The organism is Sphingobium sp. B12D2B (assembly GCF_025961775.1).
In the GTDB taxonomy this organism is placed as follows: domain Bacteria; phylum Pseudomonadota; class Alphaproteobacteria; order Sphingomonadales; family Sphingomonadaceae; genus Sphingobium.
In genome coordinates, this window is the sequence record NZ_JAOQOH010000001.1 from 1,224,258 (window position 1) to 1,244,435 (window position 20,178).

Sequence of the window (20,178 nt, forward strand, 5' to 3'; positions counted from 1 at the left end):
GACAGGTGTCGTGGTTAACAGAATTTTGTGAGCGAGTTCGCGAAACCAATTGGAGGGGGTGAACGTATTGCGGCCAGCCAGTTCAGAGGCAGGAGATTTATTGTATGAAAAAGATCGCTCTCATTTCGCTCACCACCGCCATGGCAGGCCTGCTGGCCGCTCCGGCTCTGGCGCAGGATGGCGCGGGTGATTGGACCGGTCCGTATGTCGGTGGCTCGCTCGGCATGGCCTGGCAGCCCAATTATGACCGCGACACGCTCGAGACGCTGACCTTCGACACCAACAATGACGGCAATTATGGCGATACCGTTTCTACGGCTGTCCCCGGCAATGCCTTCGCGCCCGGCTTCTGCCGCGGCCGCGCGCTTGGTGCCACGCCCGGCTCCTGTGCCGGTGACAAGGATCGTCGCGTCGCCTGGGGTGTCCATGCCGGTTATGACATGCAGATGGGCAACTTTGTCGTCGGCGCCGTCATCGAAGGCGGTCGCACGATGATCGGTAACTCGGTCAGCGGCTTCAGCACCACTCCGGCCAGCTATGTCCTGTCGCGTCGGATTGACTGGGATGCCAACGCTCGTCTGCGCGCCGGTCTGGCACTCGGCACCGGTACGCTGATCTACGGCACCGGCGGTGTGGCTTACGCCAAGATCAAGAACAACTTCGCCACCAGCAACACCTTCAACACCTTCACCGAGTCCAACGAAAGCGCGGACGAGTGGGGCTGGACTGCTGGCGGCGGCATCGAGCAGCGCGTGAGCCAGAACTTCTCGATCGGCGTGCAGTATCGCTACACCCGCTTCAACACGGATGGCTACACGGTTCGCGCCGGTCAGGGCACGCCGCCCTCGTTGACGAACCCGTTCGTTATCACGCCGGCTGGCTTCACCGACATCCAGCGCACCAACGATGTGTTCGATCATCACACCGTTCGCGCGACGGCGAGCTTCCGCTTCTAAGATCGATAGCGCCCTCCCGCTTCATAAGGCGGGAGGGTGTATGTCGCACTGGAATGCCAGATATAGAAAAGGGGCCGAAACCGGCCCCTTTTTTGTCATCGCTTGATGCCTCAGCGCACCCGCGGGCCGCCATAAGGCATGGGCGGCGGCGGACGGCGCGTGCCACGCGGCAGCTGCGCCTGATAGGCCCGCCCGCAATGCTCCACGCAATAAGGGAAGCCGGGGTTCACCTTCTCACCGCAGAAGTGGAAGTCCGGCTCGCCCGGATGGCCCATCGGCCATTTGCAGATCTTCTCGTTGAGATCGAGCAGGCTGGTCTTGTCCGCGATTTCCGGGCTGGGCTTGGCGGGAACCAGCCGGCGCGGCGGTGCCGGCGGAATCGGCTGCTGCATCTCGCCCGGGCCCTGCCGCAGGAAGCCGCCAGGGCCAACCGAGACGATCCGGGGCTGGGGAGGCGGCGGCGGGGCGTCGGCAGCAGGCTGGGCCGCGACGGGCGGCTGCGGCCGTGCTTCCACCACCGGCGGCGCCTTGGGCTGCGGCTTTGCGATGCGCGGCTCGGGCGCCGGCGCGGCTTCCGCCTTGGGTGCGGCGGGTGCCGGCGGAGGCGCGGCCTTGCGGCTTTGCGGCGCAGCAGCGCGGCTGGAGTCCGCCGCCTTCACGGGGGAGGGGCGCGACTGCAGGCCAAGGCGGTGCGCCTTGCCGATCACGGCGTTGCGGCTCACGCCGCCCAGCTCTTCAGCGATCTGGCTCGCAGTCATGCCGCGCTCCCACATCTGCCGGAGCTGATCGATGCGTTCGTCTGTCCAGGACATGCCTATTCCTTCAAATGATCGGGTCATATGGGCATCCATGGCCCAAAGGTCAAACGGCCTGTCATCGACAAAGCCGGGCGGCACAGTATCGCTGTGCCATTGCTGCTGCGGGTGGGACGCGATAGGGCGGTTTCATGGCCGAACCTGCTTCCTCGCACACCCAACCGCTCATTCGTCACGAACCGGGCGTTCCCGTCATCCACGGCGTCAACTGGTCCGGGATGAAGGCCCTGTACCTCAAGGAAGTCCGCCGCTTCCTCAAGGTGCATCTGCAGACGATCTGGGGGCCGGCGCTCACCAGCCTGTTGTTCCTGATCATCTTCACCGTCGCGCTGGGGCGTGGCGGCCTGATGGTGATGGGCGTGCCCTTCGCCGATTTCGTGGCGCCCGGCCTCATCATCATGGCGATGGTGCAGAACAGCTTCCAGAATACCGCTACCGTGGTGCTCGCCGGCAAACTGCAGGGGACCATCGTCGATTATCTCATGCCGCCTTTCTCCGCCGGGGAACTGCTGTTCGCCCTCGTCGCGGCCTCGGTGACCCGTGCGGCCTTTGTCGGTGGCGCGATCTGGCTGGCGATGCTGGCCTGGCCGGGCGTCCATGTGGCCCCGCATCATCTCTGGGCCGTCGTCTATTTCGGCATTGCCGGCTCGGCGATGCTGGGCTTTCTCGGCATTCTCACCGGGATCTGGGCGGAGAAGTTCGATCATGCCGCGGCCGTTACCAACTTCCTCGTCGCGCCGCTCTCGCTGCTCTCCGGCACCTTTTACTCGATGGACCACGTTTCGCCGATCATGCGGGCGATCAGCCACGTCAATCCGTTCTTCTACGCGATTTCGGGCTTCCGCTATGGCTTCCTCGCCGCGGCCGATTCGCCCATCGCGGTGGGCGCGGCGCTCCTGCTCGCGCTCAACCTCGTGCTGGCCGCCGTCTGCTATATCGGGCTGCGGCAGGGGTGGCGGATCAAATCCTGAAGACAGGCATCGCCCCGACTGCAACAGGCGAGGCGCCGCCCGTCAGTTCAGTGCCAGTAGCTCGGGTCGAGCGCATAATGCCCGCCGCGATGCTCGCCGAACAAGGCGGTGACAGCCGGATGATCGATCGGCTCGTCGGTTCCGTCGGCCACCAGATTCTGCTGGCTCACATAAGCAACATAGGTCGCTTCACCATTGTCCGCGAACAGATGGTAGAAAGGCTGGTCCCGCTCCGGCCGCATCGCCTCGGGAATGGCCTCATACCATTCCTCGCTGTTGGAAAAGACCGGATCGATGTCGAACACAACCCCGCGAAACCCCAGCAGGCGGTGCCGGACCTTCTCCCCAATGCCGAAATGCGCGTGCGACACGCGATGGGCGGCACTGATCGTCGGAATGTGCGTCACGGAAGAGAATGACTTGCGGGCTTGGGCTTGATTCATGAGACAGATTTAGTGTCGCTGGCACCGAGTGCAAGTTTTCCCGCACCGACTGCTTGGCAAAGCCCCGATCATCCGCTAACAGCGCGCGCTCGACTACCGCAGCGGCGCCCTCTCTCAGGGCACTGCGACGCGAAAACCTCTGCGGAGAGGTGGCAGAGTGGTCGAATGCGCCGCACTCGAAATGCGGTGTACGGGCAACCGTACCGTGGGTTCGAATCCCACCCTCTCCGCCAGTTCCTGCACCTCAGTGATCAAGCCCAGTCCCGTTTGCGGCAGATCGCGTGCGACACGGCCGACTTTACGGCTTAACCCATTGTAATAATGGCGGCTTATGCGCACTCCACACAAACTCAACGTCAACCCGTTGGAGAGACTTGCGAAGCGGGGATCCATTCCGACGGCGGGCTTCTATTTGCGCGTCCGCAACTCTGGCACTCGGTCGCCCTTCAAGCGCGCCCGCCGTATATCTTCGCTCTCTCTGAAACCTATCATTGGCACGTGCTTGATCAGGCGCGTGGAAGCCCCGGCATAGCCGACATTCACTGCTCGAATGGTCGCTGAAACCTGCCCTTTGTTCATTAGACGTTTCCTAAAACTCGGGACCGATGTTGCGACACCATTTTAATGGAACGTATCGGCTGACGTGTTGCATGCGCTGTTGGCCCTTGTCCTACGAGCGACGCGCGACACCCCAAGCGTTTTGCAAATATCCAATCTATTCCGGCACCACCTCGATCGTCACATTGTCCAATTGCCCATTGAAGGCGAAGGGGGCCGTGAAGCTGCCGTCCAGCGTGTCGAAGCTGCGCCCGATGGCGCCGCCGCCGCGAATGATGGCGGGAATGGTCCGCTTGATCGGACCCTGGCCTACAGTGACGCCATCCACGTGCAGCACCGCATCGCCGGGCTTGCCCTGCCCATTGTCGGTCACCGCAACCGAGATGCGGTGCTTGCCGGCGGGAAGGGCAGGGCCCTGCAGGCGCAGAACGTCGCCGGGCGAATCCGAGGCCTTGTAGAGGAAGGTCGGTCGCCCGCCTGTCATGTAGAGGCTCCAGCCGCCATAACGGCTGCCGTTCATGACCAGCGTGCCCTCGGCGCGTATGCCTTTCGCAAGGGCGATATCCGCCTCTGCCCGCCACGAGCGGCCGGCCAGATCCGGGAAGCCGGGGCCGGTGATCGGCCGTGACGTGGGCTGGTAGGTGAAGCGTGTCTCCCCGGCCAGCAGCGTAGGGCGATTGCGGCTCGACCAGCGTGCGAAGGAGCGGTTGTCGAGCGGCAGAATGTCCCCGCTCTTGGCGTCCGCCCAGAACTGGTCGATCATCGATTTCAGCCGCGCCGGCTCTTGCGCCGCCAGATTGCGCGACTGGGAAAAGTCCTCGGAGAGATTATAGAGCTCCCAGCCATTGTCGGTGGGCAGGCCGCCGGGGCCGGCGAAATCCCACGGTGCGCGGGTCGGGGTGCTGCTCAGGAACCAGCCGTCGCGGTACAGGCCGGCATTGCCTTGCAGTTCGAAAATCTGCTCGTGGCGGCGGTCCGGCGCATCGGCCTGAACGAAACTATAGGCCATGCTGATGCCATCGAGCGGCATCTGCGTCACACCATCCACCTGCTCGGGCGGCGTGATGCCCACCGCCTCATAGATGGTCGGGACGATGTCCGCGACATGGTGGAATTGCGTGCGCACTTCGCCGTGCGCTTTGATCCGCGCAGGCCAGGACACCACCAGGCCGTTGCGCGTGCCACCGAGATGAGAGGCAACCTGCTTGGTCCACTGGAACGGGGCGTTCATCGCCCAGGCCCAGCCGACGGGGTAATTATTATAGAGTTCCGGGCCGCCCAGCTTGTCGATCTGGCCGAGCATTGTCTGGAGATCGGGGCGCATCCCGTTGATCGCCGCGATGTCATTAGTCGATCCGTTCAGGCCGCCTTCGCCGCTCCCGCCATTGTCGCCCTGAATGTAGATGACGAGCGTGTTTTCAAGCTGGCCGGACGCCCGCAGCGTCTCGATGACCCGGCCGATCTGGTGATCCGCATAAGAGAGGGCGCCCGCGTAGGTCTCCATCATCCGGGCGTAGAGCCGCCGCTCGTCCGGGCCGAGCGTGTCCCAGGCGGGAATGGAGGCGGGGCGCGGCGTCAGCTTGGTGCCGGCCGGGACGACGCCGGCCGCGATCTGCCGCGCCAGAATCTGCTCGCGCATCTTGTCCCAGCCCTGATCGAACTGGCCCTTGAACCGCGCGATCCAATCGGCCGGGGCATGATGGGGGCTGTGCGAGGTGCCCGGTGCATAGAGCATGAAGAAGGGCCGACCCGGTGCCGAAATCCCCTGCATGCGGATCCATTCGATCGCGTGATCGGCCATGTCGCGCTCAAGATGATAGCCCGGCGGAAAATTTCCGCGGGCGAGCGGAAGCTGGTTCTCGAACAGGGAGGGGTTCCACAGGCTGGTCGCGCCGCCCATGAAGCCATAGAAATAGTCGAAGCCCAGCCCGTTGGGCCAGCGGTCGAAGGGACCGGCGGCACTCTGTTCCCATTCCGGGGTATTGTGGTTCTTGCCGAACCACGCCGTGCCGTAGCCATGCTGGCGCAGCACCTCGCCGACCGTCGCCGCGCTCTTGGGCAGGATCGTCGTGTAACCGGGATAGCCCGTGCCCATTTCGGTAATGGCGCCAAAGCCGACGCGATGCGGATTGCGGCCGGTCAGCAGCGAGGCCCGGGTCGGCGCGCAGAGCGCCGTCGTATGGAAGCGGTTGTAGCGCAGCCCATCCTGGGCGAGTGCTTCGAAGGTCGGTGTCGGCACCGGGCCGCCGAACGGGGTGGTGGCGCCGAAGCCGACATCGTCGGTGATGATGACCAGAACGTTCGGCGCGCCGGCAGGCGGCTTGGGCAGCGGCGCATATTTGGGCGGATCGGACTGCGCGAGCGTGCGGCCGATCTTGCCTTCAAAGCGCTGTTCCGGCGTTGGCAGGATCGCGCCAGCCGTCTGGGCCGGTGCGGATCGCACCTCTGCTTGTCCAGCTCCTGCAGACTGCGCATGCACCAGCGCCGCGCTGCTCGCGCAGATGAAGGTGAGGCAGGACGTCGAAATGAGTCGGCTCATAATCATGTCGTGCATCCCTCAGTTCGCTGACGCCGTTCCGCCTCACATATAATCACAGGCCCGTCATCAGCACGGCTATGGCAGCGACGTCCAGCAGGTTGTTTCCACACTGTAGGACGTAGGTGATCGTTCACTACTCGTCACCAGCAAGCCTGTCGTTGGAAAGCAGCATGTGCCTTCGCCTTGGTTGCGGTCGTGCGGTCTGCGTTGCCCGCGTTCCGAAAGCCGCCATTCGCTCAGGTCGATTGGCATCAGTTCCGGGCCGGTCTGGCTGGCTCAGTTGGCGGGGCGGTAGTGGCCCCGGGGGGAGCGCACTCGTCGGGCCCGATTAGTCAAGGGCGCCCAAAGGATGAAAAGTTGGCAAGCGTCCCTCTGGTTTTATAAAGCGCGTCGCAGAGGGTGTAAGAAACACAGCGATAGACCAATGCGATTATGGCGCGATGGCGTGCAGCACGCCTGCCAGCCGCTCCAGTTGCTCTTCCTCAGCGATCCGCTCCTTGAGCAGCCAGCGCCCGTCTTTAGGGACCAGCCCGGTCGGGACCTTCCTGCGTCGCCCGCGCGGGGTCAGCGCGATTGCTGCAGGTCCTGCGTCGACCCTCTCTATCTGGGCCAATCGAGCGAGCAGCCTGATCCGCGCGACCGCAAGAAGTCGCTCAGCAGCATCCGGGAGCGAGCCGAACCGATCGATGAGCTCTTCTTGTAAGGCTTCGAGTTCTCCTTCGTCGCTCGCCCTGGCGATCCGCACATAGAGACCCAAACGAATGTCGACGTCGGGAATCCAGTCCTCGGGCAACGCGCCGGCCGTTCCAACATTCACCTCCGCGAGCCAAAGCCCGTCATCCTCGCCGCGTGCGGCCTTCAACGCCGCCTCAAATAAATGCTGGTAAAGGTCGACGCCCATGAGCTTCATATGCCCCGCCTGAACATCGCTTAACAGATCGCCGGCGCCGCGCTGATCAAGGTCTGCTGCACTTATCTCGAATCCCGCGCCAAGTCGGTCGTAAGTCGCAAGCGTTCGCAGGCGCTTCATCGTCTGCTCGGCAATCGTCCCACCCTCGGTGAACAGCATGACCTGTCCCCGCCTATTGCCCCGGCCGACCCGTCCGCGCAGTTGATGAAGCTGGGCGAGGCCGAAACGGTCGGCGTGCCAAACGAGCATGGTATTGGCGCGCGGCACGTCCAGACCCGCCTCGATAATATTCGTTGCGAGGAGCACATCGCCCTCGCCATTGGCGAAACGGACCATAGCCGCGTCAATCTCCGCCGCCGGCAGCTTGCCATGCGCCTCAATCAGCACAAGATCGGGCGTGATGCGCCGCAATCGCTCCGAGAGGGGCGCGAGATCCTCGATCCGTGGCACGACGACGAAGCTTTGCCCGCCCCGCGAGCACTCGCGTAGCAACGCCGTTCTGATCTGCGTGTCGTTCGGCTCGGCAAGGCTGGTGCGGATCGGCTGGCGGCGCGCTGGCGGCGTTGCGATGACGGAAATCTGCTGAAGTCCGATCATCGCCCGATGGAGTGTTCGCGGGATCGGGGTTGCGCTCATCGCGAGCAAATGAATGTCGGCCCGGCCGCGCAGCTTCGCCTTGTCAGCTGCACCAAAACGCTGCTCCTCATCTATGACAACGAGACCCAGCTTCGCATAGCGCACGTCCTTCGCCATTACCGCGCTCGTTCCGATGACGATGTCGATCGATCCGTCCGCCAAGCCCGCCTTGACGACCTTTTTCTCTGCCGCACTCGAAAGGCGGGATAGGCTAGCGACTTTGACTCCCAGCCCTGCGAAGCGGCGTTCGAACGTTTCGAGGTGCTGGCGCACAAGCACGGTAGTCGGCGCTGCCACCACGACTTGATGCCCGGCAAGGGCAGCCAATGCCGCAGCCCGGAGGGCAACTTCGGTCTTTCCATAGCCTACATCGCCAATGATCAGTCGGTCCATTGGACGACCGCTGGCAAGATCATCGCGCACGGCTGCGATGGCCCGCGCCTGATCAGCCGTCTCATTGAACGCGAAGGTCGCAACGAAGCGCTCATAGGCAGCCACCTCCGGCTCCAGTGAAGGGGCTTTTGTATTCATGCGCTGTTGCGCCAGCTTCAAAAGCGCCTTTGCGCTCGCCGCGACGGTCTCGTCGATCTCGCCACGCCGCTTTGCCCAGCTCGTGCCATCAAGCTTGTCGAGCTTTACTGCGTCCGCATCGGCGCCATAGCGCCAGATACGCCCCGCCTCTCCGGCAGGCACCAGTCGGCGGGTACCGCCGGCATATTCCAAAATGATCGCTTCCGATCCGCCCTCGGCTGGCGCAGCATTGAGCCCGAGGACTCGCGCGACGCCATGGTCTTCATGGACGACCACATCGCCCACGCGAATATCGCCGCCTGCGCGCGCAATTTCTGACGATGCCGTCTCCGGGGCCTCGTTCAGCAACGCCCGGCTGCCCAAGAGATCGGCGGCCGCCAGCATGATCAATCCGTCTCCGACAGCGCCCGCGTCGATCGGCGCAATTAAAGCGCCACCGCTCGACTTTGGACACGCGAGAACGGAACCGAGATCGGCCACGTCCCGCAATTCGAGACCCAATTTGCGCGCGATGCGAGACCGCAGGAATCGGACATCCCGCTCGCTTCCAACGAGCAGTAATCGGTCGCCGGAATCAAGTCGCGGCTTCACAAACCGGACCATCGCGTTGAGTGGTGCGCGTTGCTCAGCGAAACGGGGGAGTGCTTCGATTTGAGCATCGGTAATCTCACTTGTGTTCCAGCCTTCTTCGCCCGCCCTCCACTCACCTTCCGCCACGGCGTCCGCCGGCTGTTCGCCCCCTGTCTCAGCTGCCAGTCGAGCAAATCGACGACGGCGCTGGTCGGCTTTTCCACTTTGAAACAGGCGCCCCGGCCGAAGATGAGCGAAAACGCTGCAACGCCGACCATCCGTTGGCTCCAGCGCGCGGCCGATCTCCAGCGCTTCGCAATCTCCAGTGCTAAGCTGGGTCGCCGGGTCGTAATGCCGGATGCTGGCGATCTGCCCATCAGAAATCTCGATGCGAGCGGGCGCACCGGCATCCGCCGGATAGATATCAATGACTTCACCCCGCACCGCGATCTCGCCCGGTTCGTCTACGCGGTCGTCACTGACATAGCCAACCGCGTTCATGTCCTGCGCAAACCCCGCAGGATCGATCTTGTCGCCCTCCCTCAGCGTAGGCGGCGCGGCGTCAAAGGCGGATGGATCCGGATAAAGCCTTGCCGCCGCTTCGCCGCTCATTACCACAGCGATGGGCTTGACGCCGCCCGCCTGCATGGAGCGCCTGAGCATGCGCAGCGCGGCAACACGCTGCCCAATGTTCGCAGGTGAAGCAGGAGCACTGTCGCCGGGCAGTGTGTCACTTGATGGTAAGAAGATGACAACGTTCTCGGGCGCTAGCTTGCCGAGGGCGGCGGCCAGCGCCTCCGCTTCCTGTTCATCATCGGCGAGATAGAGAACGTCCTCGGCTTGCAGCGCTTTCCATAGTGTCAGGGCCCGTACACCCACTCCATGCCCGCCGCTCATTTCGCGTTCTCTCCGGCAAGATCGACCGCAGTTCGCGGCCCGATATTGGCAGCGGCCATCGTAGCGGCGATCATAGTGGCCGCGGCCGCAATCCGGCCTGCAAAGTCTTCCAGGGTCTGCTCCTGCACTGGACGATAGGAAGCCTGAAACGCGCACGTTCGCCCCTGGTCGCAGGGTCGCGAGCAAATTTAGTCTGATTTATGTTGATTGTCCTGATCGGAACTTCCGACGTTGGTCAACGATGCGCCGCCTTCGCTGCATCAGCCCCTAGCTTGTCAATGTTGAGACTGCCCCCCTGATCCATCGACCGGCAGATTTGCGTCCCCGCAAGTAAACGCGTCCTTAGCGGCGGTTGCACTCGGCTCAACGAGCATTTCCGCGGGTGAGCGACGTGCGTTGGGCCGCTGGAACCTTCCTTAGACCAAGCTGGAACGACTCTCATGCCAAAGGATTTCGTGGATATGCCATTGGCGGGATTCATGATGTGGCGCAGATGAAGCGCGTCGGTCCAGAGGTCTTCATAGGCTTGGGCGGCCGCCGACGGGATGCTGCCGGACATGCGGGTGCTCGGCGGTGAAGATCGCGACCTACAATGTGAACGGCGTCAACGGCCGGCTGCCTGTCCTCCTCCGTTGGCTGGAAGAAGCTGAACCCGATGTCGTCGTGCTCCAGGAGTTGAAGGCGCCGCAGGAGCGCTTTCCCGAAGGCGCCATCCGCGATCTTGGTTATAATGTCATCTGGCACGGCCAGAAATCCTGGAACGGCGTCGCGATGCTGAGCCGCGTCGGAGAAATTCACGAGACCCGGCGAGGGCTTCCCGACGACCCGGACCCGAGCCAAAGCCGATACATCGAGGCGGCGGTCAACGGTATCCTGATTGGCGGGCTTTATCTCCCGAATGGCAATCCCCGACCTGGCCCCAAATTCGACTATAAGCTGCGCTGGTTCGAGCGGCTGATCGATCACGCTGCCGGGTTGCTCGAAACCGGGCTGCCAGTAATGCTTGCTGGTGACTTCAATGTCATGCCCACCGATCTGGACGTCTATAAGCCCGAGCGCTGGCTCGACGACGCCCTGTTCTCGCCTGAGGTGAAGGCGGCCTATTTCCGGTTGCTGGACCAAGGTTGGACAGATGCGCTTCGCACGCTTCATCCCGGCGAAGTCATCTACACCTTCTGGGATTATTTCCGGAACGCCTACGGCCGAAATGCAGGCCTTAGAATAGACCATCTGCTGCTCAGCCCGGCCCTCGCCAGCCGACTGGTCGATGCTCACGTTGACGCCCATGTGCGTAGCTGGGAAAAAACGAGCGACCATGCGCCAGTTTGGATCGAACTTGCCGATAAGCCCAAACGCAAAAGAACCCCGAAAGCTATGTCATGATGGAGACTGAAAGCTTCCTCCTGGGCAAAAACGGCTGGGTGCCGAACAACGATCGGTTGCCCGTAATCGTCTATCGCGGCGTATTGCAGGGCGGTAACTCGGATTTGGCCGAACGGTTCGAAGCGCTGTTCGCGGAGAACGGCTGGTTGCCCGACTGGCGTGACGGTGTGTTCGACTATCATCATTATCATTCGACCACGCATGAAGCGCTCGGCGTGTTTGCCGGAAGGGCGATGCTCGAACTCGGCGGACCCGATGGCCGGCAGGTCGAAGTCGTGGCGGGCGATGCGGTGATGTTGCCCGTCGGCACCGGCCACCGTTGCGTCGCGTCCAGCGAAGATTTTCAGGTTGTTGGCGCGTACCCGAAAGGGTTGAGCTGGGACATCTGCCGGGAAGGGCCCGACGATGCCGCCGAGGCCCGAATGGCCGCTGTGCCTGAACCCCGTCGCGATCCCGTGACTGGCGAAACGGGCGCGCGGATCGGGGCATAAGAAGGTCAGTCGCGAGACAGCTCTGCTTTCAGTGCGTCGATCCGCGTCGTCCCCTTCGCTTAGGTCAGGTCTTCGGGCGGAAGTTTCGTCCCGATTTCCTCGCTCTTTTCGACGAGTTGAATGAGTTCGGCAGGCTTCAACTCTCGCACCAACTGATCGAACGTGCATTGCGCGGGCGCTTTGTCAGGGCGCCAGCGGTGGAAGCGGGTGCCGTGGCGGAACCGGCCTGCGGTGATCTGATCATAGATGACCTCGGCGATCAGCCCATGATCGAGCGCAATATAATCACCGCTCTTGTCGGGATTCCAGCGGCTGGGTCCGCCGGGCGCCTTTCCGGTAAACCCCGGCCCGCCTTCATGTGGCTTGAGTGTTTTGATCAGGGCCTTGCGCTCGGTGGCGGGGAAACCCGAGCTAAATCCGACAAGATCGAGATGACCAGTCTCAGTATAGAGCCCAAGGAGCAGTGAGGCGACATAGCCCTTGGCAGTCTTGCGATATCCGCCAACCACGCAATCGGCCGTGCGCAATTGCTTCACCTTCCGCATCGCGCGTTCCCCTGGTCGATAGGGCTCGTCGAGCGACTTGGCGATCACGCCATCAAGGGCGCCGCCCGTTTCGGCTAGCCAGGTTTTTGCTTGCTCCAGCGATTCTGAGGCCGGCGACAGGATCAGTGATGAATTGGCTATCGAGCTGTATAGCGCCTCAAGCGCGCCCCGTCGTTCCGCCAGCGGCTTGTCGCGAAGGTTGCTGCTGCCGATTGCCAGCGCGTCGAACAGGATAAGCTGCGCGGGTGTCTCCCTCGAGAGCTTGGCGATGCGCGAGGCAGCGGGATGGAGGCGGGCCTGAAGCGCATCGAAGGAGAGATGATCGCCAATCGGGATCACCAGTTCGCCGTCAAGGAGCAGGTGCTTCTCAGGAAGGTTGCGAATATGTGCAATCATTTCCGGAAAGTAGCGGCCGAGCGGCTTGCCCGATTTGGACCATATCTCGATATTGTCGCCCTCGCGCGCAGCGATCGCGCGAAAGCCATCCCATTTGGGTTCATACTGCCAGCCGGGTGACTCGGGCAGTTCCTCGACCAAAACCGCTTCCATGGGCGCAAGCGGAGCCTTGCTGTCGTCAGTATGGGTTGATTTCGAGCGAGCCATGCCAGGATAACCCCTGGCGGGGAGAGCGGTTGCCCGGGCTGGCAGTCCATTCAGTCGGCAGACCGGCGTACCTTTCAGCATATGCGGTGTTACGAGCCATGTGCCGATTGAGATGGGCCGCTCCATCGTTCCATCGCACGGGACCCCGCCACCGAGCGCTCTCTTGGCTATGTCCACGGCCTTAGCGGAGGGTGGGGCAGGGGGCATTGGTCGTGATAGCGTTGTTCAAATGTCGATGGGCGGTTGCTGAAAGCTGTCATCGATTCAGACCTAAGCGGCCATACGGGCATCCAACTCTGAATGGCGTAAGTTGGTCAGGAGCGGACAGGGTAATCCGGTGCGGGGCGCAGTGCAGGCTAAGCAGATGCCGTTGGCGCCAATGGGCATCCCGACTTCCGGCTGGTCGTGCTGCTGCCTGCGGAAGGCGACGCTTAGGCGGACCAGCTAGTGAAAAAACGGACAGCTCGCTATTCGTTGGCGCCGTCAGGTCAATCTCGCAGCTTGTAATGTCATCTCTGAAGGCGGCAGTTGCGCGAACACTTTCCCATCGCTCGCTGCCAGGTTCGATTCCCGGCCAGCCGGTTTGCTGGCGCACGACGGGATCGGGTTGGAGGACTTTCAGGGTCCCTCCAGCGGACAATCTCGTCGGGCAAGGCTTCGTTGTCCTCGCCGCGAAATTGTTGCGGGGCGGCCTTTATGGGGGCGGGAAGCAATGCTCGCGCGTGCTTCCCTTGCTCGGCGACACGAAGCGCATGATCGCGGTTGGTCGCATCCTTTAATCGGCGTCTTAAAGAGGCGTCGCGCGTGGCGGCCGTGAAGGATCTTGTCCTTGGTCAAAGCCTTATGGACACAAAAATTTCGGCGTACACCCTCCGCCTTTAAAAATGAGCGCAGTACCGATGTCGCGCGTCTCTCGGCTCCGTCGTTCCCGATTTCGGCCTGTACTTGCGTTCGCTGCGATCGGGAGATGGTCAGTTCGATGGCTCTCTGCTCCCCTTTTATTCCAAGTGATCTCCGCAGGCCTGTGCGCAACATCAGCGGCCGTCGCACCGCGTCTCTTGCGCTCTCAACCTTGCAGCGCCACGCGGACCGCCGCCAGATCGCGGGCGAACAAAGTCTGTTCCCGCGTTTGCGCCTCGCCGCTCAGGCGCAGCAGATAGCTGGGATGGGCGCTCAGCCAGAGCTGGCTGCCGTCCGCGAGCTGATAGGGTTGGCCACGCTCCTTGGCGATGCTGGGTGTTCGGCCCAGCAGGGCGCGTCCTGCGCTCGCGCCTAAGGCTAGCACGATCGTTGGCTGAACGATCCGTCTTTCGGCATCGAGCCACCAGCGGCAATGGTCGATCTCCCCGGCGGTCGGGTTCTGGTGGAGACGACGCTTGCCGCGTTGCTCGAATTTGAAATGTTTGACGGCGTTGGTCAGCCGGATCTCGGGACGATCGAACCCAGCCGTCTCAAGATGCCCGTCGAGCAACTGCCCCGCCGGGCCGACAAAAGGCCGGCCCTGCTGCTCTTCGAAATCGCCCGGCTGCTCGCCCACGATCATCAGCCGCGCGTTGCCGGGCCCTTCGCCGGCGACGGCGCGCGTGCCGTTGCAGCCGATCGGGCAGGCCGTGCAGGTTGAGATGCCCTCGGCAATCTCGCCGAGGGACGTCGGGGGCGGGCGCTGGAAGGGATCGGCGCCCTGATCGACCATCTGAGCCTCGCGAGCCTGCGCGCCGGCAATCAGTGCGGGGATCAACGCGGCTTCCGGCAGGTTCTTCCAGTAGCGTCGAGGCATTTCCTTCACCATCATCGCCACCTTGAGCCGCGCTGGGTTGAAGATGGAGGCATAATAACGCTGCCAAAGCCCTTCGATCTCGTCTTCGCCGGGGGCATCCCGGGAGTCAGCGCCCGGCCCCTCCGCAAGCAGGGTGCCATCCCAGTGAAGGCTGAGATCGGGCGTCAGGATGGACCAGCGCTGGCTCGCGAACCGATTGAGGAAAAACGGGGCATTGGCGCGCACGATCGCGTGATCCGGCTCGAACCAGGCCACGTAGCGGTCCGTTCCGTCGGGATCGTGGGCCAGCCGGAACCGCACGAACGCACGCATCTTGTGAATGTCGCGGCGTACCTGCCGCTCCAACTGCGTCAGGGCGTGCACATCAGCATCGCTCGTCTTTTCAAGCAGGTGCGGGTCGCTTTGCAGGCGCCACAGCAGGCGATAGAGCAGCGCCAACCGTGTATCCGAGCTGTGCAGGATCACCTTGCGGGCCAACTCGATGAAGCGCTTGTTGGCCGTGACCGGGCGGGGTGATGGAGCCGGCTCGGGCGTGTCTTTGGACGCGAACAAATCCCGCGCGCTGTCCGATGCCGCTGCCCAGCGGATATGCTCCGGACTGACGCCCCGCAAGACCAGGGCGCGGGCCAGCTCACGCCATGTGTCGAAATCATGGGCGTCCTCCAGCTCGGCATTGAACAGCGCCGGCTGATCTTGGAGCGGGGCCGGCCTCACCCGAACAGTTCCATCTGGCGAGGCGGCGGAGCCAGTCGGGCGCGCAGGTTTGCCGTGTCGATCAACCCAGTCGGGCGCCAGTCGGCCGTGACGATAAACGGCCGCAATTTGGTGACCGTGCGGGTGAGCCGGGCAAGATCATCCAGCCGCAGGCGATGATGGCGGCGGGCTTGCAAGATGGCAGCCACCGCCCGCGTGCCCAGTCCTGGCACGCGCAACAGCTTCTCGCGCGATGCCAGATTGATGTCGACCGGAAAATCCTGCCGGTGCCGCAAGGCCCAGGCCAGCTTGGGGTCAATGTCGAGCGCCAGCATCCCGTCATCGTCGGTCGCGGTCTGCACCTCGCTGGTCGAAAATCCGTAGAAGCGGATCAGCCAGTCGGACTGATAGAGCCGATGCTCGCGCATCAGTGGCGGTCGCTTGAGTGGCAATACCGCGCTCGCATCGGGGATCGGGCTGAAGGCGGAATAATAGACCCGCCGCAGCCGATGCCGGTCATACAGTTCGCTGGCCCGGCCGATAATCTGGGTATCGTTAGCGCCGTCCGCGCCGACGATCATCTGGGTGGATTGGCCGGCGGGCGCGAACATCGGTGCATGTTTGAACCGTTTGCGCGCATCCTTCGCTTCGACCATCGCCGAACCTAGCCGCGCCATGGCCCCTTCGATCTGCCCGCCATTCTTGTCCGGCGCCAGATCGGTCAGGCCGCGTTCGGTCGGCAGTTCGACGTTGATCGAGACGCGATCGGCCCAAAGGCCCGCCTGCTCGACCAGCGCGCGATCCGCCTCAGGAATGGTCTTGAGGTGGATATAGCCCTTGAAGCCATGATCCTCCCGCAACGCGCGGGCGACCTCGATCAACTGCTCCATCGTATGGTCGGCGGACTTGATGATGCCGGAGGAGAGGAACAGGCCCTCGATATAATTGCGCCGGTAGAAGTTGAGCGTCAGCTCGACGACTTCCTGTGCCGTGAACCGCGCACGACGCACATTCGAGCTCTTGCGGTTGACGCAATAATGGCAATCGAAAATGCAATGATTGGTGAGCAGGATCTTCAGCAGCGAGATGCAGCGCCCATCCGGCGCATAGGCATGGCAGATGCCCATGCCTTCGGTCGAGCCGATCCCCTTGCCGTCGCGACTGTTCCGCTTGGCGGTGCCGGAGGATGCGCAGGAGGCATCATATTTGGCGGCGTCCGCAAGGATCGCCAGCCGATCCGTAATCGTCTCCTGTTTCATTTGTTCTTTATATGTTCTAGCGGCTGGGGCGGCAAGCGCCGAGGGGGCCAGCCCGGCTCGGTTCGTCTGAAAATTGCACTGCCATGTGCCTTGCGCTATGCGCTGGGGAAGAGCCCCGGTGTCCGCTGATCCTCGCTGATTCGCGCCGCCGGGGCCTTGATTTTTACAACTGATGAGTAGGCACCCGCACATGTCCCGTCGTCGCCAGATTTATGAGGGCAAGGCGAAGATCCTTTATGAAGGTCCCGAGCCCGGCACGCTGATCCAGTATTTCAAGGATGATGCGACTGCCTTCAATGCGCAGAAGAAGGGGACGATCTCCGGCAAGGGCGTGCTGAATAATCGGATTTCCGAGCATGTCTTCACGCTGCTCGCGAACATCGGCGTGCCCACCCACTTCATCAAGCGGCTGAACATGCGCGAGCAGCTCATTCGTCAGGTGGAGATCGTGCCGATCGAGGTCGTGGTGCGCAATGTCGCCGCTGGCTCGCTCTCCACCCGGCTGGGCATTGAGGAGGGCACGCAGCTCCCCCGCACGCTCATCGAATATTATTACAAGGATGATGCGCTCGGCGATCCGCTGATCACCGAAGAGCATATCGCCTGCTTCGGCTGGGCGAGCCAGGAAGAGATGCACGACATCGCCGACATGGCGATCCGCGTAAACGACTTCATGAGCGGCTTGTTCGCCGGCATCGGCATCCGTCTGGTCGACTTCAAGCTGGAGTTCGGCCGCATCTGGGATGGCGATTTCTCGCGCATCATTCTGGCCGACGAGATCAGCCCCGATGGCTGCCGCTTGTGGGATATGGCCACTAACGAGAAGCTGGATAAGGACCGCTTCCGCCGCGATCTGGGCGGTGAGGTCGAGGCCTATCAGGAAGTCGCGCGCCGCTTGGGCCTGCTGCCCGAGGGCCTTGAGAACGACGTTCTCGATCTGGAGAGCCACCGCAAGAAGCGCGGCAAGTAAGAGACGGTTCGGGCCGGGCGCTCATCAGCGGCGCCCGGCACCCGCGCCTTTACATCGGCGCGCCGGGTAGCACCCAGGCATTGAGGCCCATCCACAGGGCCATGGCGACCATGAACAGGTCTTCGGTCAGCGAGACGAAGCCGAGTGGCACATTGGTCCCGCCGCCGACGCAGGCACATTTGAGGCTGCGTTTCTCCACATAGACGGCCTTGTAGATCGAGACCGCGCCGATGCCGCCGATGAACGCGGCGACCGGCACCGAGAGCCAGGGCAGGGCGCCCGCGAGCATCAGCACGCCGGCGGCCAATTGGGCGAACGGATAGATTGAGGCATAGGGCACCCATTTGCGGGCCAGCAGATCATAGCCCAGGAACATGGTCGCGAACCGATCCACATCCTGCAGCTTGAGCATCGCCAGCAGGATCATCGTCACGGAGATGAAGCGCTCGAGGGTGAGCAGGCTGAGCAGCGGCGCGGCCGTCAACAGATCGATCGTCAGCGCGATCAACGCCGCGACAGCGAACACGACCAGAACAGGCGTATAGCTCGTCGCGTTCGGATCTTTGACGCTGAGGCCCAGGAAGCGGCGCAAGTCATCATGGCCACCGATCCGCTGACCGTCGATGAACACTTGCGGCGTGGTGGTGACATAATGCTCGGCCTTGAACGCTTCCTGCTGGGCGCGGGTTTCGATCCAGCGATCCTCGACATCATAGCCTTTGCTGCGCAGCAGGTGCAGCGCCTTGAGGCCATAGGGGCAGATGTGGCCGGGCATCACCATCCGATAGAGAACGGCCTTACCGCTGCTCGTGGCACGGGGTTCAGGCATTGACGCTCATCCTTGCTGAGAAGTCCATGCACCCCATATAGGGTCTGTACCATGGTACGGAGTCAAGCATGGCGGCGATGAGCATTTCGGGTCTGGCGAAAGCCGGCGGCGTGGGGGTCGAGACGATCCGCTTCTATCAGCGGAAGGACTTGCTCCCTACGCCTGAGAAACAGGCCGGCAACGACCTGTCCGGGGGCATAAGGCGCTATGGTGAGGAGGATGTCCGGCGGCTGCACTTCATTCGGGCGGCGCAGCAGGCCGGCTTTACGCTGGAGGAAATCCGCACGCTTTTGTCGCTCGATGCGGGGCAGGATCGTGCCCGCGCGCGCGCTCTGGCGGAAGAGCGGCTGGTCCAGCTCGATGAAAAGATCGCGCAACTCGAAGCGGCGCGCGCATCGCTGCGCCAGTTGGCGCGGACCTGTGCCCGTTCCGAAGAAGGGCCGTGCCCGATCCTGCAATCCTTCGGTGTGTAAGAGCTTATCCGGCGGGGAGGCGCAGGCGCACCATCAGGCCGCCCAGATCCTCGCTCTCGTCCAGCGTGACGGAGCCACCGTAGATTTCCGCGACATCGCGCACGATGGCGAGGCCAAGGCCGGTGCCGGGCTTGCCGCTATCTAGCCGCACGCCGCGATCGAAGATGCGCTCGCGCGCGGCCTCGGGAATGCCCATGCCGTCGTCCTCCACGAGAATGTCGACCCAGGGCGTGCTCTGCACCACGGTGACGAACACACTGCCGCCGCCATATTTGGCGGCATTCTCGACCAGATTGCCTAGCAGCTCGTCCAAATCCTGCCGCTCGACGCGGACGACGGCCGTCTGCGCGCCGTCGCGGTCGATGCGGACATCCGGGTAGAGGCGCTCGACGGCGCGCTCCACCGCTTCGAGGCTCGGCCACACCAGCGTGCGGCTTTGCGCCGCGCCGCGCCGGCCGAGGGCACGGGCGCGGGCAAGATGGTGGTCGATCTGGCGGCGCATCGTCCCGGTTTCCCGCACCACCGTGGTGGCGAGGTCGGGCGACTGGGCCGTCGCGGCGTTCATCACGACCGTCAGCGGCGTCTTGAGCGCATGAGCGAGGTTGCCGGCGTGGCGGCGTGCTTCCTCCGCCTGCTGTTCGTTATGGGCGAGCAGCGCGTTCAATTCCTCAACCAGCGGCTGAACTTCCCGGGGCAGGGGCACCGTCACCCGGCTCTTCTCGCCATCGCGCATACGCGCGATTTCGCGGCGGATATGGCGCAGCGGCCGCAGGCCGAAGAACACCTGCAAGCCGGCCAATATGATCAGCCCGACGCCGAGGATAACGAAGCTGTTGAACAGGGTGGCCCGCAGCGCGTGGATCTGCGCGTCCAGCCCCTCGCGGGCCTGTGCGACGATGAAGATCCACCGCGTATTGCTGCCCGGCAGGATCACGGTGCGAGCCATCAGGCGCAGCGGCTCATCGGGGAACTGGTTGCTGTCCATCCCCTCGCCGGGATTGGTGGTCATGCCCGGCGTGACGCGGATCGCGCGATCCCACAGCGAACGCGAGCGCCAGTCCTCATGGCCCTGGCCGCTGATCTGGTAATAGAGGCCGCTCGCCGGCTCCAGAAACCGCTGGTCGGCCAGCGGACGGTTGAACAGCACTTCGCCTTCCGGGCCGATCTCCGCCGAGGAGATCATGGCGGTCAGCACATAGGACAAGCCGTCATCAAAGGTGCGCGTGACGGTGCTGACCAGCACCCGGTCGAGCGCCAGCGCGCCGCCGAGCAACAGCAGGCCGATCCAGATGGCCGAGATGCCGAGAATGCGGCGGCTGAGCGATCCGG

General features: G+C 63.3%; 15 protein-coding genes and 1 tRNA gene. 7 read left to right on the top strand and 9 right to left on the bottom strand.

The window, feature by feature from the left end:
• Positions 1–104 precede the first annotated feature (104 nt).
• Positions 105–956, top strand: coding sequence for an outer membrane protein (locus M2335_RS05850; protein ID WP_264571006.1), 852 nt, complete (start codon positions 105–107; stop codon positions 954–956).
• A gap of 110 nt (positions 957–1,066) precedes the next feature.
• Here the strand turns inward: M2335_RS05850 and M2335_RS05855 are convergent, their stop codons facing one another.
• Positions 1,067–1,768, bottom strand: coding sequence for a GcrA family cell cycle regulator (locus M2335_RS05855; RefSeq protein WP_264594081.1), 702 nt, complete (start codon positions 1,766–1,768; stop codon positions 1,067–1,069).
• Between the two features lie 134 nt (positions 1,769–1,902).
• Between M2335_RS05855 and M2335_RS05860 the strand changes: the two genes are divergently transcribed.
• Complete coding sequence (locus tag M2335_RS05860) at positions 1,903–2,742, top strand: ABC transporter permease (RefSeq protein WP_181560303.1); 840 nt, start codon at positions 1,903–1,905, stop codon at positions 2,740–2,742.
• Between the two features lie 47 nt (positions 2,743–2,789).
• On the opposite strand, the gene hspQ is transcribed toward M2335_RS05860, so the two are convergent.
• Complete coding sequence (hspQ, locus tag M2335_RS05865; protein ID WP_264571004.1) at positions 2,790–3,185, bottom strand: heat shock protein HspQ; 396 nt, start codon at positions 3,183–3,185, stop codon at positions 2,790–2,792.
• A gap of 143 nt (positions 3,186–3,328) precedes the next feature.
• Between hspQ and M2335_RS05870 the strand changes: the two genes are divergently transcribed.
• A tRNA-Ser gene (locus tag M2335_RS05870) sits at positions 3,329–3,418 on the top strand.
• 482 nt (positions 3,419–3,900) lie between these two features.
• On the opposite strand, the gene M2335_RS05875 is transcribed toward M2335_RS05870, so the two are convergent.
• Positions 3,901–6,282 carry an arylsulfatase gene (locus tag M2335_RS05875; protein WP_264594082.1) on the bottom strand — a complete coding sequence of 794 codons (2,382 nt, stop codon included), beginning with the start codon at positions 6,280–6,282 and terminating at the stop codon, positions 3,901–3,903.
• Positions 6,283–6,712: 430 nt separating this feature from the next.
• Positions 6,713–9,826 (bottom strand): TRCF domain-containing protein, encoded by a 3,114-nt coding sequence (locus M2335_RS05880; RefSeq protein ID WP_264594083.1) that lies wholly within the window; start codon positions 9,824–9,826, stop codon positions 6,713–6,715.
• A 573-nt stretch (positions 9,827–10,399) separates the two neighbouring features.
• Here M2335_RS05880 and xth point away from each other — a divergent pair.
• The gene (gene xth / locus M2335_RS05885) at positions 10,400–11,209 is read left to right on the top strand and encodes an exodeoxyribonuclease III (RefSeq protein ID WP_264594084.1); all 810 of its coding nucleotides are present in this window, start codon (positions 10,400–10,402) and stop codon (positions 11,207–11,209) included.
• Positions 11,206–11,700: a cupin gene (locus M2335_RS05890; RefSeq protein ID WP_264594085.1), complete on the top strand. Its 495-nt coding sequence runs from the start codon at positions 11,206–11,208 to the stop codon at positions 11,698–11,700. The genes xth and M2335_RS05890 overlap by 4 nt, the downstream gene beginning before the upstream one ends.
• 59 nt (positions 11,701–11,759) lie before the next feature.
• Here the strand turns inward: M2335_RS05890 and M2335_RS05895 are convergent, their stop codons facing one another.
• The 3 genes from M2335_RS05895 to M2335_RS05905 form a co-directional block, all read right to left on the bottom strand.
• Positions 11,760–12,974, bottom strand: a complete 1,215-nt coding sequence (locus tag M2335_RS05895; RefSeq protein ID WP_264594086.1) for an ATP-dependent DNA ligase — start codon at positions 12,972–12,974, stop codon at positions 11,760–11,762.
• A gap of 940 nt (positions 12,975–13,914) precedes the next feature.
• The gene (locus M2335_RS05900) at positions 13,915–15,339 is read right to left on the bottom strand and encodes a UdgX family uracil-DNA binding protein (protein ID WP_413716104.1); all 1,425 of its coding nucleotides are present in this window, start codon (positions 15,337–15,339) and stop codon (positions 13,915–13,917) included.
• Complete coding sequence (locus M2335_RS05905; protein ID WP_264594087.1) at positions 15,336–16,577, bottom strand: putative DNA modification/repair radical SAM protein; 1,242 nt, start codon at positions 16,575–16,577, stop codon at positions 15,336–15,338. The genes M2335_RS05900 and M2335_RS05905 overlap by 4 nt, the downstream gene beginning before the upstream one ends.
• A gap of 190 nt (positions 16,578–16,767) precedes the next feature.
• Between M2335_RS05905 and purC the strand changes: the two genes are divergently transcribed.
• Positions 16,768–17,547 carry a phosphoribosylaminoimidazolesuccinocarboxamide synthase gene (gene purC, locus M2335_RS05910; protein WP_181560284.1) on the top strand — a complete coding sequence of 260 codons (780 nt, stop codon included), beginning with the start codon at positions 16,768–16,770 and terminating at the stop codon, positions 17,545–17,547.
• 49 nt (positions 17,548–17,596) lie between these two features.
• Here the strand turns inward: purC and M2335_RS05915 are convergent, their stop codons facing one another.
• Positions 17,597–18,376 (bottom strand): glutaredoxin, encoded by a 780-nt coding sequence (locus M2335_RS05915; RefSeq protein ID WP_264594088.1) that lies wholly within the window; start codon positions 18,374–18,376, stop codon positions 17,597–17,599.
• Positions 18,377–18,444: 68 nt separating this feature from the next.
• Here M2335_RS05915 and M2335_RS05920 point away from each other — a divergent pair, with 68 nt between their 5' ends.
• A complete protein-coding gene (locus M2335_RS05920; RefSeq protein ID WP_264594089.1) occupies positions 18,445–18,849 on the top strand; it encodes a MerR family transcriptional regulator in 405 nt (134 codons plus the stop codon).
• Between the two features lie 4 nt (positions 18,850–18,853).
• On the opposite strand, the gene M2335_RS05925 is transcribed toward M2335_RS05920, so the two are convergent.
• Positions 18,854–20,158, bottom strand: coding sequence for a sensor histidine kinase (locus M2335_RS05925; protein ID WP_181561478.1), 1,305 nt, complete (start codon positions 20,156–20,158; stop codon positions 18,854–18,856).
• Positions 20,159–20,178 lie beyond the last annotated feature (20 nt).

Coding starts and splice junctions, on each gene's coding strand:
- M2335_RS05880 (WP_264594083.1), bottom strand. CDS start 9,826: ATGAGCGGCGGGCATGGAGTGGGTGTACGGGCCCTGACACTATGGAAA.
- M2335_RS05920 (WP_264594089.1), top strand. CDS start 18,445: ATGGCGGCGATGAGCATTTCGGGTCTGGCGAAAGCCGGCGGCGTGGGG.
- M2335_RS05855 (WP_264594081.1), bottom strand. CDS start 1,768: ATGTCCTGGACAGACGAACGCATCGATCAGCTCCGGCAGATGTGGGAG.
- M2335_RS05915 (WP_264594088.1), bottom strand. CDS start 18,376: ATGCCTGAACCCCGTGCCACGAGCAGCGGTAAGGCCGTTCTCTATCGG.
- M2335_RS05860 (WP_181560303.1), top strand. CDS start 1,903: ATGGCCGAACCTGCTTCCTCGCACACCCAACCGCTCATTCGTCACGAA.
- hspQ (WP_264571004.1), bottom strand. CDS start 3,185: ATGAATCAAGCCCAAGCCCGCAAGTCATTCTCTTCCGTGACGCACATT.
- M2335_RS05850 (WP_264571006.1), top strand. CDS start 105: ATGAAAAAGATCGCTCTCATTTCGCTCACCACCGCCATGGCAGGCCTG.
- M2335_RS05875 (WP_264594082.1), bottom strand. CDS start 6,282: ATGAGCCGACTCATTTCGACGTCCTGCCTCACCTTCATCTGCGCGAGC.
- M2335_RS05890 (WP_264594085.1), top strand. CDS start 11,206: ATGATGGAGACTGAAAGCTTCCTCCTGGGCAAAAACGGCTGGGTGCCG.
- purC (WP_181560284.1), top strand. CDS start 16,768: ATGTCCCGTCGTCGCCAGATTTATGAGGGCAAGGCGAAGATCCTTTAT.
- M2335_RS05895 (WP_264594086.1), bottom strand. CDS start 12,974: ATGGAGCGGCCCATCTCAATCGGCACATGGCTCGTAACACCGCATATG.
- M2335_RS05905 (WP_264594087.1), bottom strand. CDS start 16,577: ATGAAACAGGAGACGATTACGGATCGGCTGGCGATCCTTGCGGACGCC.